This is a genomic window from Mycobacterium sp. 94-17 (genome assembly GCF_035617725.1).
Lineage (GTDB): Bacteria > Actinomycetota > Actinomycetes > Mycobacteriales > Mycobacteriaceae > Mycobacterium.
The window spans coordinates 1-13,267 of sequence record NZ_JAPIYN010000007.1; the positions used below are offsets into that span (position 1 = coordinate 1).

General features: G+C 66.8%; 12 protein-coding genes and 1 tRNA gene. 3 read left to right on the forward strand and 10 right to left on the reverse strand.

What is annotated here, in order from left to right; genetic code table 11:
• Positions 1-147 precede the first annotated feature (147 nt).
• The 7 genes from OQ789_RS10245 to OQ789_RS10275 form a co-directional block, all read right to left on the reverse strand.
• Positions 148-558: a DUF3761 domain-containing protein gene (locus OQ789_RS10245; RefSeq protein WP_324685465.1), complete on the reverse strand. Its 411-nt coding sequence runs from the start codon at positions 556-558 to the stop codon at positions 148-150.
• Positions 559-843: 285 nt separating this feature from the next.
• Positions 844-917 (reverse strand) — tRNA-Ile (locus OQ789_RS10250).
• A gap of 132 nt (positions 918-1,049) precedes the next feature.
• Positions 1,050-1,460 carry a hypothetical protein gene (locus tag OQ789_RS10255; protein ID WP_324685466.1) on the reverse strand — a complete coding sequence of 137 codons (411 nt, stop codon included), beginning with the start codon at positions 1,458-1,460 and terminating at the stop codon, positions 1,050-1,052.
• A gap of 335 nt (positions 1,461-1,795) precedes the next feature.
• Complete coding sequence (locus OQ789_RS10260; protein WP_324685468.1) at positions 1,796-2,218, reverse strand: hypothetical protein; 423 nt, start codon at positions 2,216-2,218, stop codon at positions 1,796-1,798.
• A 400-nt stretch (positions 2,219-2,618) separates the two neighbouring features.
• On the reverse strand, positions 2,619-3,485 hold the full coding sequence (locus OQ789_RS10265; RefSeq protein WP_324685469.1) for a carboxymuconolactone decarboxylase family protein: 867 nt from the start codon (positions 3,483-3,485) through the stop codon (positions 2,619-2,621).
• A 41-nt stretch (positions 3,486-3,526) separates the two neighbouring features.
• Positions 3,527-4,900, reverse strand: coding sequence for a TldD/PmbA family protein (locus tag OQ789_RS10270; protein WP_324685470.1), 1,374 nt, complete (start codon positions 4,898-4,900; stop codon positions 3,527-3,529).
• A complete protein-coding gene (locus tag OQ789_RS10275; RefSeq protein ID WP_324685471.1) occupies positions 4,897-6,414 on the reverse strand; it encodes a TldD/PmbA family protein in 1,518 nt (505 codons plus the stop codon). The genes OQ789_RS10270 and OQ789_RS10275 overlap by 4 nt, the downstream gene beginning before the upstream one ends.
• Before the next feature lie 58 nt (positions 6,415-6,472).
• Here OQ789_RS10275 and OQ789_RS10280 point away from each other — a divergent pair, with 58 nt between their 5' ends.
• Genes OQ789_RS10280 through OQ789_RS10290 form a run of 3 tightly spaced genes read left to right on the forward strand, consistent with a single transcriptional unit; the run spans position 6,473 to position 9,559 of the window.
• Positions 6,473-7,357: a sugar ABC transporter permease gene (locus OQ789_RS10280; protein ID WP_324685472.1), complete on the forward strand. Its 885-nt coding sequence runs from the start codon at positions 6,473-6,475 to the stop codon at positions 7,355-7,357.
• Positions 7,358-7,373: 16 nt separating this feature from the next.
• Complete coding sequence (locus OQ789_RS10285; RefSeq protein ID WP_324685768.1) at positions 7,374-8,222, forward strand: carbohydrate ABC transporter permease; 849 nt, start codon at positions 7,374-7,376, stop codon at positions 8,220-8,222.
• The gene (locus tag OQ789_RS10290) at positions 8,219-9,559 is read left to right on the forward strand and encodes an extracellular solute-binding protein (RefSeq protein ID WP_324685473.1); all 1,341 of its coding nucleotides are present in this window, start codon (positions 8,219-8,221) and stop codon (positions 9,557-9,559) included. Before OQ789_RS10285 ends, OQ789_RS10290 begins: the two co-directional genes overlap by 4 nt.
• Before the next feature lie 2 nt (positions 9,560-9,561).
• Here OQ789_RS10290 and OQ789_RS10295 read toward each other — a convergent pair whose 3' ends face one another.
• The 3 genes from OQ789_RS10295 to ddaH are packed head-to-tail and all read right to left on the reverse strand — an operon-like array spanning position 9,562 to position 13,157.
• Positions 9,562-11,016 (reverse strand): amino acid permease, encoded by a 1,455-nt coding sequence (locus OQ789_RS10295; protein ID WP_324685474.1) that lies wholly within the window; start codon positions 11,014-11,016, stop codon positions 9,562-9,564.
• A 27-nt stretch (positions 11,017-11,043) separates the two neighbouring features.
• Entirely contained in the window at positions 11,044-12,294 is a 1,251-nt protein-coding gene (gene rocD / locus OQ789_RS10300) for an ornithine--oxo-acid transaminase (protein WP_324685475.1), read from the reverse strand.
• Complete coding sequence (gene ddaH, locus OQ789_RS10305) at positions 12,291-13,157, reverse strand: dimethylargininase (RefSeq protein WP_324685476.1); 867 nt, start codon at positions 13,155-13,157, stop codon at positions 12,291-12,293. The genes rocD and ddaH overlap by 4 nt, the downstream gene beginning before the upstream one ends.
• Between the last annotated feature and the right edge of the window lie 110 nt (positions 13,158-13,267).

The following is a 13,267-nucleotide window of genomic DNA, read 5'->3' on the forward strand; positions in this document are numbered from 1 at the left end:
ACCCTCATTCGTCCGGCTACGACACGCCGGTTCTCACTTCACGGCCCGGCTCGTACACCACCTTGGTGGACGCAACCTCCCGCAAACGTTCTCGGCCCATTTCGCACCTAGCTTTCCGCCAGGGCAAAAGGGTTGGCTTAGCACCCCTTAACTGCCAAGCCACTGCTTGACGCCGCCGTGGCGCGAGCATGTTCCGGTGCGGTGCGTGCTAAACGAGTAATCGCCATCGCCGCATATGGCGGTCGCTCCTGGGGGATTGGCTCCAGGACCCCCGCCACCGCCAGGACTGCCGGCAACTCCTGGGGAGTTTCCTTCAGTGCCGCCGACGAGAATCGGATCGCTACCAGTACCACCAGCGGCACCCGGTGGGGTACCGGCAGTAACACCTGAACCTCCACCAGCGGTCGGGTGGGGAATGCACTGTCCGTCCGAGTTCTGGTAGTAGCCGTGGCCGCAACCGGCCAGAATGGTCGTCGGCCCGCTTGCGACGATCGCTGGCGCTATGGCTAACGCCCCTCCCGCAATAGCCGCAGCAGCAATGAAAAGTTGAACGCGCATGTCCCACCCACAACGTTGATTTTGAGAATTAACGGGCGCCCACCCCGGACGGGAGCGTAACGGGCTGAGAGCGCAGCCCGCATGGAATTCGTGAAAATTTTGTACGAGCGTGCCGTTCCTTCGCGCCCAGCGGATCGGCTCTCGACTGCTGTCGCGGCGTCAGCGCGGCGTTTCGCCTGTTAGCTAGCCGTGCCGGCAACCGTCCGTCGCGTACGCGCCGCGTACATAACGTCCTAGTAGACCGCCTTGGTCGTCCTGCTATCCGCCTGACCAGGCCCTATACGGTGGGGCGGGCGGGGCTCGAACCCGCGACCAACGGATTATGAGTCCGCGGCTCTAACCAACTGAGCTACCGCCCCGACGGGGTTGTTCCGTAGGAAACCGTAGCGGAAGAGCGGACTCATTGTCCGTCTGGCGGCACCGTCACCACTACACGAGCCGACTTGCTCGGTGGGCGCCCCGGGTCGGAGCGCCCACCGGCAACTTCGCGGTCAGGCGGGCGCCGGCTGGCGGGCTTGAGCCTTGATCTTGGGAATCAGCTCGGGCGCGTAGACGTAGATCGCCGACTCGACCTCCCATTCGGCCTGGGCCTGACTCATGGGCCTGGTGCTGGTGATCATGTTGACCAGCTCCTGGCCCTCGCCGAACGGATTGGGGTTGGACCGAACCTGATCGGCGAACCAGCGCCCCTCAGCCGCCTCGTGACAATCGGTGAAATCCGCGTTGTGCACCATCTTGTTCTGCGCCAGCAGATTGATGTACTGGTCATCGGCCGGACTCAACCGGCAGGCCGCCGATGCCGGCGGCGCGGATAGCACACCAACGCCGCACGCCGCGGCCCCCAGCGCAAGGCCGGCGACCCCCGTCGTCAGTAGCTGCAGGCGCGACCGTGTCGTTGTCACTTCTCCGGACCTCCTTAGTGGAATTTGCTACCTTCCTTCGTGACAAAGATCGGGTACCACCGGCGATGAGCACGGCAAACGAGCATTCCGACAAACAGCGCATGAACAGCAATTAGCTAAAATTGCTGTGCCAGAAACTATTCGGATCTAATGCGGCAACTGGAGGCAGCGCAAAACGGGCAGTCCGAAACGCTCCTGGCAACGCCGTTGGTCGACGGTGCCGCTACGGCTGTACCGAGTTAGCTGACATGGGCAGCGAAAACGGCCAGGGGCAAAGCCCTCCTGGCCGTTTTCGTTCTGAGCGCGTCAAAGAAATTGCGCGGCAATGGCTCTCGCTATTCGCTAGGCCAGTTTGCTTTTGTGGCTTGGTCCTTGATCTTGGGTATAATCTCTGGCGCGTATACATAAATCGCCGACTCAACCTCCCACTCCGCCTGGGCTTGAGACATCGGCGTGGTGCTGGTGATCATGTTGATCAGCTCTTGAGCCTCTCCGAACGGGTTGGGATGGGTCCGGACCTGGTCGGCGAACCAACGCCCCTCGGCGGCCTCATGGCAGTCACTGAAATCAGCGTTGTGCACCATCTTGTTCTGCGCCAGCAGGTTGATGTACTGATCGTCGGCCTGACTCAAATTGCAGGTGGCCGACGCGTGCGGCGCCGACAGCACGGCGGTGCCGAGCATCGATGCGCCCACTGCCACGCCGGCAGCCCAGACCAATGGCACGCGGACGCGCGAGCCTGTACCGGTTGTCGTCATTTCCGAACCTCCCTCTGCGGAACGTCGTCGTGTTCGACCCAACCCAAGCTGGAAATCCTGCAAACAAGTGAAATGCCAGGCCATTCGGACCGCCGCCCAATGGCGCACGATCCGTGGTCAGCCTGGTCGGGCCACATTGCCATCTCGTTACCGTCACTTCTCAGTGTCATTTCAGTGTCGGCGAACGGGCTAAAAGTAGCGAATGACCCTCACACACAGCGGAAACGCATGCTTGCGCGTGCGTGTACGAATGGTTAACATTTCGCGGCCCCACCCTCGGGGCGGTAGGCGGCTGACCCCCGCACAACGCCGCGCCACAACCGTTCCGGGCGACCGCGGCTCGCATGCCACCGCGCTGCCAGCTAAGGCCCGGGCCACGCGGCGCGCAGCCGCCGGCAATTCAGCTGAATACCGTCTGGCCGTCGGCGTCGAGCAGGTACCGCTCAGTGCCGTTCTCGACGCGCGGCGCGTCGGCGCGCAACGAAACGGCGATCTTATTGCTGGCATTTCGCATGACGTCGAAGGTGAGCTCGACGGCCTCGGCCTCGGAGAACCGGGAGCGCACCTCGGCGGCGTCGTCGGCGACGAGGTGCGCGGGCGTCCAAATTAGCGCATCCGCATAGCGAAGCGCTGCTTTGGCGCGGGCGTCGAGCAAACTCGACGATTCGAAGCGCCCGATCTCTTGGTACAACGTCTCCGAGCCACCGGCATCAAGCGCGCCGCCCTCGCGAAGCGAATTGCACAACCGGCAATGGTGCTGCGCCGCCCCGCGCAGCCGAACCAGTTCGGAGGCGACGGGGTCGAGCGCACGCATTCGCGCCACCGCGATTAAAAAGTCGTTGAACACCAAATCCGACGGATCGGTGGTGTGATCCCAGATGATCGGTTCATCGACCCAGCGCAGATACTGCGTGCCGACCCCGAGCGCTTCCAGCCCGGCCCGCACCCGGGGGACGAAGTCGGCGATATAGATGTGCACGACGACGCCAAAGGTGCGGTCCCCGAGCTGTTTCCACAATCGCGAGCGCTGCGCGGCGGTGACCGAGGAGACGTCGGCACTGAACTGTTCGGCGAACTCCGCGACGGCGGCCTCGGCTTCCGATTCCGGCTCGCCCACCTCGACACTCGCGGGCAGCGGCGGCAGCGACGTCGTCTCCGCGCACACCCGGCGAGCCAGCGCCACGATGCGCGCGGCCGCGGCGGCCTCGGGAACCACCGCCACCAACCGCGCGAGCTGGTCTTGTCGAGCAGAAGCCGGAGCCGCCATGCATCACACGCTAGATCGGACGTTGCCGGGCGGGCAATGAGTTATTGAGCCTGGCTCACCGACGACATGTGAAAGTCGGGTATCCGCAGCGACGGCATGGCGGCACGGGTGGCCCAATCACCCCATTCGCGCGGCAGGGTCTTTTCGCTGACGCCGGCTTCGGTGGCCCGCCGCAGCAGGTCCAACGGACTCTCGTTGAACCGGAAGTTGTTGACCGCCGCGGTCACCCGGCCGTCCTCGATGAGGTAGACGCCGTCGCGGGTGAGCCCGGTGAACAACAGGGTGGTGGGGTCGACGACGCGGATGTACCACAGGGTGGTCAGCAGCAGGCCGCGCTCGGTAGCCGCGATCATGTCGTCCTGACCGGCCGTCCCCCCGGTCATCACCAGGTTGTCGGCCGCGACCGCGACGTCGACACCGTACCTGGCCGCAGTGGCCCGCGGATAGGCCAGCGTGTTGATCACCCCCTCGCGGATCCAGTCCACGTGAGTGATGTCCGCTCCGTTGTCGAACACCGACGTCGTCTCCGAGGAACTGCTGACCGCGACGAACGGCGTGCAGGCGAGGCCGGGCGCCATCGGATCGGAGAAGAGCGTCAGCGGCAGGTCGGTGAGCCGCTCCCCCACCCGCGTTCCGCCGCCGGGCGCCGAGAACGCGGTCCTGCCCTCCTGCGCGCCGCGGCCGGCCATCGACCACGCCATGTAGATCATCATGTCGGCCACCGTCGAGGGCGGCATGATCGTCTCGTAGCGGCCTGCCGGCAGTTCGACGCTGCGCCCTGCCCAGCCCAGCCGCGTCGATAGTTGCTCAAGCATCAGATCGGTTGGCACAGAGACGAAGTCGGAGGTTCCGACACCCGCCCAGGCACTGGCGTCGCCGCGTTTGGCGTTAATCTCGACCGCGCCGTTGGGCTGGGTGAAGCGTCGGCGCAGTCCGGTCGACGACGCCAGGAACGTCGTCGAAACACTATGGTGGGCAAAGCCGTACAGCCGATCCTCGCCACGGAAACCACGGCTCAGCGAGTCGGCGACGTCCGAGAAGATCAGGGGCCCGGTGCCGGGCACCGGCGCGTCCCAGTCGACCGGCACCCCGGTGTCGCCGAGCAGCGGCGCGGCATCGCCCGCCTCCGGCGCCGCGGTGGCCGCCTCCTGCGACGCGGCCACCAGCCCGGGCAGCACCCGAGGGTCGGCCTCGGCGGACACCACGGTGCCGATGCGCGCGCCCAACCCGCGGCGCACCACCGAGATCACCGTGACGCTGCGGTTCACCGAAACCCCGTTCGTGGTCATCGAATTGCCTGCCCACCGCAACGTGGCCTCGACCCTGTCGGTGACCAGCACCATGGTCTCTTCGGCGCCGCCGAGCTTGGCCGCCTCATCGAGCACGATGTTGACGACATGCTGCGGGCTGATCATCGGCCACCCTCGGTGCGCGTGTTGAGCACGTTGACACCGCGGAACAACGCCGACGGGCAGCCGTGGCTGACCGCCGCGATCTGCCCGGGCTGCGCCTTGCCGCAGTTGAACGCCCCGCCCAGCCGCCAGGTCGACGGGCCCCCGACGGCTTCCATCGAATTCCAGAACTCGGTGGTAGTGGCCTGGTACGCGACGTCACGCAACTGGCCGTCGAGCCGGCCCTCGCGGATCCGGAAGAACCTCTGGCCGGTGAACTGGAAGTTGTAGCGCTGCATGTCGATTGACCATGACTTGTCGCCGACGATGTAGATGCCGTCCTCGACCCGGCCGATCAGGTCGTCGGTGCCCACGTCATCCGGCGCCGGCTGCAGCGACACATTGGCCATACGCTGGATCGGCACATGATGCGGTGAGTCGGCATACGAGCATCCGTTGGAGCGCGGCCGCCCCAACCGTTGCGCGAACACCCGATCGAGCTGGTAGCCGGTAAAGATGCCGTCGCGCACCAGATCCCAGCTTTGCGCGGCCACCCCTTCGTCGTCGTAGCCGATGGTGGCCAAACCGAACTCGACGGTGCGGTCGGCGGTCACGTTCATCACCGGCGACCCGTACCGCATGGTGCCCAGCTTGTCCGGCGTGGCGAACGACGTGCCCGCGTAGGCGGCCTCGTAGCCGATCGCACGGTCGTATTCGGTTGCGTGCCCGATTGATTCATGAATGGTCAGCCACAGGTTGGTCGGATCGATCACCAGGTCCTTAGGGCCCGGAACAACGGTGGGCGCCTTGATCTTCTCGGCCAGCAATGACGGCAGCTGCGCCAGTTCGTCGGTCCAGTTCCACACCTCGTCACCGGCCAGCACCTCCCAGCCCCGCCCCATCGGGGGCGCCAGCGTGCGCATCGAATCGAAGCTGCCTGCGGAGGGATCGACGGTCACCGCGTCCAGCGACGGCAGTACCCGCACCCGCTGCTGGGTGACCGAGGATCCGAAGGTGTCGGCGTAGAACGTCTGCTCCTTGACGGCGGTCAGCATCGCCGACACGTGGTTGATGCCGTCGGCGCTCAGCAGCCGCCCGGAGTAGCCCTCCAGCACGGCGATCTTTTCGGCGGTCGAGATGTCGAACGGGTCGATGCGGTAGTCCGACACCCAGGTCGCGTCCTTGTAGACCGGTTCGGGCGCCAGTTCGACGCGCTCGCTGCTCAACGCCGCCAGCGTGGTGGCGACGTGCACCGCGCGCCGTGCCGTCTCGGCGGCCACCGACGGCGCGAGCTCCGCGTGGGAGGCGAATCCCCAGGTGCCGTCGACGATCACCCGCACCGCCAGACCGATCTCACGATTGATCACCGCGGTCTCCAGCTCACCGTCGCGCAGCTGGACGATCTCGGTGATGATGCGATGAACGCGCAGGTCGGCGTGCGTCGCCCCGGCGGCCTTGGCCGCCGAGAGCGCGGCGTCGGCCAGCTCGTGGCGCGGCAGGTCGAGGAAGTCAGCATCGATCCCCCGGTTCGGTGTCACGCTCCCACCGTAATGGCCGGTCACCCCAAACCCCGGCGGCGCCCGCTTTAATTACTCCATGGCCGGCGCGGTACGCGGGATTGAACCTCGATCCACGGCGTTGGGCTACGCGCTGCTGGCGCCGAGCCTGTTCGGGGTGCTCGCCTTTCTGTTGCTGCCCATCCTGGTGGTGCTCTGGCTGAGCCTGTGCCGATGGGACCTGCTCGGCCCGCTGCACTTTGTCGGCCTGTCCAATTGGCGCTCGGTGCTGACCGACGCCGGATTCGGCAACTCGCTGCTCGTCACGGTCATCTTCGTGGCGATCGTGGTGCCGGCGCAGACCGCCCTGGGACTGCTGGCCGCGATCATGCTGGCCCGCGGGCTTCGCGGCACCAACCTGTTTCGCACCCTGTTCGTGCTGCCGTGGATCTGCGCGCCGCTGGCCATCGCGGTGCTGTGGCGCTGGATCCTGGCCCCCACCGACGGCGCCGTGAGCACGGTATTGGGACACAGCATCGGATGGCTGTCCGATCCCAGTTTCGCGCTGCCCCTCGTGTCGGCCGTCGTGGTGTGGACCAACGTGGGCTATGTCTCGTTGTCGTTTCTGGCGGGCCTGCTCGCGATCCCCGAGGACATCCATGCCGCCGCACGCACCGACGGCGCCACCGCATGGCAGCGCTTCCGCCGGATCACCATTCCCATGCTGCGCCCGACGACCTTCTTCGTGCTGGTGACCGGGATCGTCAGCACGGCACAGGTTTTCGACATGGTGTACGCGCTCACCGACGGCGGACCGGCCGGCAGCACCGACCTGGTGGCCCATCGCATCTACGCCGAGGCTTTCGGTTCGGCGGCCATCGGCCGGGCATCGGTGATGGCGGTGGTGCTGTTCGTGATCCTGATCGGGGTCACCCTGGTTCAGCACGTGTATTTCCGGCGACGGATCAGCTATGACCTCACCTAGCCGTCGTTCGACAACGATGCGGGCCGGCGCGGCCCGAGGAGGCGTCGGACCATCAATCACCGCGAATGTGCTGATTTACGCCGGGCTGTCGCTGGGCGCGTTGATCACGTTGGCGCCGTTCGCACTTGGATTGATGACCGCGTTCACCTCGGCACACCAATTCGTCACGGGTACCCCGTTGCAACTGCCCCGGCCGCCGACGCTGTCGAATTTCGCCAACCTGGGCGGGGCCGGGTTCGGCCGCGCGGCGGCGGTGACCGCCTTGATGACGGCGGTGATCCTGGTGGGCCAGTTGACCTTTTCGGTGCTGGCCGCGTACGCCTTCGCCCGCTTGCGGTTTCCCGGGCGGGACGCGCTGTTCTGGGTGTACATCGCGACGCTGATGGTGCCGGGCACGGTCACCGTGGTTCCGCTGTATCTGATGATGGCGCAGCTCGGCCTGCGTAACACATTCTGGGCGCTGGTGTTGCCGTTCATGTTCGGCTCGCCGTACGCGATCTTCCTGATGCGTGAGCACTTTCGGATGATCCCGAACGACCTGATCAACGCCGCCCGCCTGGACGGGGGGAAGACCCTGGACGTGATCGTGCACGTGGTGATCCCGTCCAGTCGACCGGTTTTGGCCGCGCTGGCGTTGATCACCGTGGTCTCGCAGTGGAACAACTTCATGTGGCCGCTGGTGATCACCAGCGGGCACAAGTGGCGGGTGCTCACCGTCGCCACCGCCGACCTGCAGTCGCGGTTCAATTCGCAATGGACGTTGGTGATGGCGGCGACCACGGTCGCGATCGTGCCGCTGATCGCGCTGTTCGTGGGGTTCCAGCGCCACATCGTCGCCTCGATCGTGGTGTCGGGGCTCAAGTGAGCCGGCCCCGCTTCTCCACCTTGGTCGCGGGATCGGTTGCGCTGGTGGCTGTGCTGTTGGCCGCGGCGGCGGTGCTGCTGGATTACTCGGCCCAGCCCCATGGCGGCAAGACCATCGTCACGGTCCGCATCTGGGGCGACCAGATCGGGGCGGCCTATCGGGAATCCTTCGCGGCCTTCGGCCGTGCCCATCCCGGCATCGAGGTGCACCTGAACCTGGTGTCGTACTCGACGTACTTCAACACCCTGCGCACCGACGTGGCCGGGGGCAGCGCCGACGACATCTTCTGGCTGTCCAACGCCTACCTCGCGGCCTACGCCGACAGCGGCAGGCTGCTGGACATCGGCAAAGCGCTCGGGCCCCGGGCCGCCTCGGAGTGGGAGCGCCCGGTCGTCGAGCAGTTCACCCGTCACGGCAGGCTGTGGGGCGTGCCGCAGCTGACCGACGCCGGAATCGCGCTGTACTACAACGCCGATCTGCTCGCCGCGGCCGGCGTCGATCCCGCCGGGCTGAACGCCCTGCGGTGGAGCCCGGACGGCGACGACACCTTGCGCGCCCAGCTACGCCGCCTCACCGTCGATGCCAGCGGAAACCGGGGCGACACACCATATTTCGATGCCGGGCGGGTGCGGCAGTGGGCGTACAACGCGTCCAACGACCCCCAGGGCATCTACCTGAACTACATCGGCTCGGCGGGTGGGGTGTTCCAGCGAGGCGACGCCTTCGCCTTCGACAACCCCGGCGCCGTGACGGCCTTCCGGTATCTCGTCGACCTGATCAACCGCGACCACGTCGCGCCGCCCGCCGCCGACACCAACGACAACGGCGACTTCTGCCGCAACCAGTTCCTGGCCGGCAGAATCGCGCTCTTTCAGTCCGGCACCTACAACCTGGCGCCGGTGGCGCGCGACGCCCGCTTCCCTTGGGGTGTGGCGATGATGCCCGCCGGCCCGGCGGGACGGGTCAGCGTCACCAATGGCATTGCCGCAGCGGGCAATGCGGCGACGAAGCACCCGGACGCCGTGCGTCAGGTGCTGGCCTGGATGGGCAGCAAGCAGGGCAACGAATACCTGGGGCGTTACGGCGCGGCCATCCCCGCGGTGTCCTCGGCGCAACCGGTCTACTTCCGGTACTGGGCCGGCAGGGGCGTCGACGTCACCCCCTTCTTCACCGTGCTGGACGGCCCGCGCATCCCGGCCCCCGGCGGGGCCGGCTTCGCCGCGGGCAACGACGCGCTGCGGTCATACTTCGACGAAATGTTCCTGGGCCGTGGCGATGTCGCGGCGACGCTGCAGCGGGCCCAGGCGGCGGCCAACGCCGCCGCCGCGCGCCAGTGAAATCACTGGGCGTCGCCGGACGATCGCTCGACCGTCTCGTCGTTGAGCGCGCTGTGGTGGCGGCCCCAGATGACATAGAAAATCAGCGCCAGCAACACCCAGCCGCTGAACGCGATCCAGGTGTACCAGTGCAGGCTCGCGAGGATGTAGCCGCAGGCCGCCACCGAAAGGATCGGCGTGACGGGATATCCCGGGACCTTGAATCCCCGCGGCAGGTCCGGCTCGCGCACCCGCAAGACGATGACGCCCACGGACACGACGAGGAACGCGGTGAGCGTGCCGATCGACACCATGTCGGCAAGCTTCTGCAGCGGGATGAAGGCGGCCAGGGCCGAGGCCGCGACGGCGACGATCACCGTGTTGTGCACCGGGGTCACGGTGCGGGCGTTCACCGTCGCGAATCTCGCGGGCAGCAGCCCGTCGCGGCCCATGGCGAACAGGATGCGAGTCAGGCCGTACATGGTGACCAGCGTGACGCTGAAGATCGAAATGACCGCTCCGGCGGCCAGAATCGTTCCGGCCCAGCCGCCGTGGGTGACATTGTCGAGAATCGTGGCCAGCCCGGCTTCCTGCTGCCCGGCGAAGTTTTGCCACGGCTGGGTGCCCAGCGCGGCCACCGCGACGAGCACGTACACGCCGGTGACGGTCAGTAGCGCGCCGATCAGTGCGCGCGGCATGGTTTTCTGCGGGTCCTTCACTTCGTCACCCGCGGTCGACACCGCATCGAGCCCGATGTAGGAGAAGAAGATGGTGCCGGCGGCCGAACCGATGCCGGAAACACCGAAGGGCGCGAAGTCGCGAAAGTGGTTCGCGTCGAACGCGGTGAAGGCGACGACGGCGAAGACCACCAAGACCCCGAGTTTGATCAGCACCATGACCGCGTTGACTTTGGCCGATTCGCTGGCGCCGCGAATGAGCAACAACGCGCACATCGCGATCAGCAGGATCGCGGGCACATTCAGGTAGCCGGGCTGGGCGTCCCACGGTGCGGCCGACACGGCTTGCGGCAGCTGGAATCCCAGGACATTGCCCAGCAGCTTGTTAAGATAGCCGCTCCAGTTGACCGCGACCGCGGCAGTCGCCACCCCGTATTCCAGTAGCAGGCAGGCCGCCACGCCGACGGCCACCACCTCACCCAGCGTGGTGTACGCATACGAATACGACGACCCCGAAACCGGTACCGCCGAGGCTAACTCGGCGTAACAGACCGCCGCGAGCCCGGCGGCGATGCCGGCAATGAGGAAGGAGACGACCACTCCCGGCCCGGCTTCGGGGACCGCCTGCGACATGACGAAGAAGATGCCGGTGCCCACCGTCGAGCCGACTCCGAACATCGTCAACTGAAACGCCCCGATGCCGCGCTTGAGGTGATCCGCGGCCCCCTGCGCGGCATGCGCACCCTCCACCGGGCGCCGCCGCAGCATCTGCTCTCTCAGGCTGATCGACGTTGCTGGCAAGCACCCTCCTGTGGCCGGATCAGCTGATTATGAGGCAGCCTCCCGCAATACCGCGGCAAGCTGGCCGACCGCCCACTCGATCTCCTGGGCGGTGACCACCAGAGGCGGAGCGAAACGCAGCGTCGAGCCGTGGGTGTCTTTCACCAGTACGCCGCGATCGGCCAGCCGCAGGCTGATCTCCTTGCCGGTTCCCAGCGCGGGGTCGACATCGACGCCTGCCCACAGACCCAGACCCCGTACCTCCTGCACGCCGTGCCCGATCAGCCGCCGCAGCCGCCGGTGCAGATGCGCGCCCAGCGCGGTCGCCCGGGCCTGGAATTCACCGCGCGCCAGCATGGACACCACCGTGGTGCCGATCGCGGCGGCCAGCGGATTGCCGCCGAAGGTGGAACCGTGTTCGCCGGGGTGCAACACGCCCAGGACGTCGTGATCGGCCACCACCGCGGACAGCGGCACCACCCCGCCGCCCAGCGCCTTGCCCAGCAGATAGACGTCGGGGACCACCCGCCACCGGTCGCAGGCGAACGTGTAGCCGGTGCGCGCCAGGCCTGACTGGATCTCATCGGCGATCATCAACACGTTGTGCTCGCTGCACAGCGCGCGGACCGCGGGCAGGTAGTCGTCGGGCGGGACGATGATGCCGGCTTCCCCCTGAATCGGCTCGAGCAGCACCGCGACGGTGTTGTCGTCGATCGCCTGGGCCAGTGCCGCGGTATCACCGAACGGCACCGAACGGAATCCCGGTGTGTAGGGGCCGAATCCATTGCGGGCCGCGGGATCCGAGGAGAAGCTGACGATGCTGATCGTGCGGCCGTGGAAGTTGTTGTCGGCCACGATGATGTTGGCCTGGTCCGCGGGCACGCCCTTGACCTCGGCGCCCCACTTGCGGGCGACCTTGAGCCCGCTTTCGACGGCCTCGGCACCCGAGTTCATCGGCAGCACCATGTCCTTGTCGCACAGGTAGGCCAGCGCGGCGCAGAAGGGCCCGAGCCGGTCGGAATGCACCGCGCGGCTGACCACCGTCGCGGTGTCGAGTTGCGCGTGCGCGGTGGCGGTGATCTCCGGGTTGCGGTGACCGAAGTTCACCGCGGAATAGGCGGACAGGCAGTCCAGGAAGCGCCGGCCGTCGATGTCGGTGATCCATGCGCCCTCGGCGCTCGCGGCTACCAGAGGAAGCGGCGAATAGTTGTGCGCCGCACGTCTTTCCACCAATCTGATCGCGGTCTCGATTCGGCTTGCCGTGACCTTCTGCGATGTCTGCGCATCGAGAATCGTCATGGGAATACCTCCAATGTGCAGCACTTGACGGAACCGCCGCCCTTGAGCAGCTCGGACAAATCGACGCCGATCGGCTCGAAGCCCGCCCGGCGCAGTTGTGCCGCGAAACCCGTTGCCGCGCTGGGCAGCACCACGTGCAGGCCGTCGGAGACGACGTTGAGGCCCAGCACGTAGGCGTCGGCGGTGTCGGCGATGAGGGCGTCGGGGAACAGCGCGCCCAGTTGCTCCTGGGCGGCGGCGCTGAAGGCCGGCGGGTAGAACGCGATGGTGTGGTCGTCGAGAACGGCCAGGGCCGTGTCGAGGTGGTAGAAGCGGGGGTCCACCAGTTCCAGTGAGATCACCGGCGCGCGCAGCGCCGCGGAGATTTCCGGATGCGCACGCCGGTCGGTGCGAAATCCCCAGCCGGCCAACACGATATCGCCGACCTTCAGCAGGTCGCCCTGCCCTTCGTTGACGTGCCGGGTGTAGACGGGCCGGTGGCCGAGCGACGCCATCCACCGGGCGTACGCCCGCGCTTCGCCGGCGCGCTCGGCGAAGCGGAACCTGGCGACGATCGCGACATCGTGCGCGACGAACCCGCCGTTGGCGGCATAGACCATGTCCGGCAACCCGGCCACGGGCTCGACCACATCGACGTGATGCCCCAACCGGAGGTAGGTGTCGTACAGGTTCTCCCACTGCGCCTGCGCGAGGCCGGCATCCACGGGCGCGGTGACATCCATCCAGGGGTTGATCGCGTATTCGACGGCGAAATAGGCCGGCGGCGTCATCGCGTACCGGCGGACGCTCGGGGTGCGGCCGAGCGTGACGGTCCCGGTCGACCGCCTCGCGGTCGGGGGCGTAGCGAGGTGTTGTTCCGTCATGAATCAACGATATTTAGGCGGCCGCATTTAATCAAAGCGCGCATATTGCGTGTCTGGTGTCGATCCATTGCGTTATTGTCACGTAATCGGCGATTTGTTGTTCGACGAAC

Coding starts and splice junctions, on each gene's coding strand:
- OQ789_RS10270 (WP_324685470.1), bottom strand. CDS start 4,900: ATGATCAGCCCGCAGCATGTCGTCAACATCGTGCTCGATGAGGCGGCC.
- OQ789_RS10280 (WP_324685472.1), top strand. CDS start 6,473: ATGGCCGGCGCGGTACGCGGGATTGAACCTCGATCCACGGCGTTGGGC.
- OQ789_RS10285 (WP_324685768.1), top strand. CDS start 7,374: ATGCGGGCCGGCGCGGCCCGAGGAGGCGTCGGACCATCAATCACCGCG.
- ddaH (WP_324685476.1), bottom strand. CDS start 13,157: ATGACGGAACAACACCTCGCTACGCCCCCGACCGCGAGGCGGTCGACC.
- OQ789_RS10245 (WP_324685465.1), bottom strand. CDS start 558: ATGCGCGTTCAACTTTTCATTGCTGCTGCGGCTATTGCGGGAGGGGCG.
- OQ789_RS10260 (WP_324685468.1), bottom strand. CDS start 2,218: ATGACGACAACCGGTACAGGCTCGCGCGTCCGCGTGCCATTGGTCTGG.
- OQ789_RS10265 (WP_324685469.1), bottom strand. CDS start 3,485: ATGGCGGCTCCGGCTTCTGCTCGACAAGACCAGCTCGCGCGGTTGGTG.
- rocD (WP_324685475.1), bottom strand. CDS start 12,294: ATGACGATTCTCGATGCGCAGACATCGCAGAAGGTCACGGCAAGCCGA.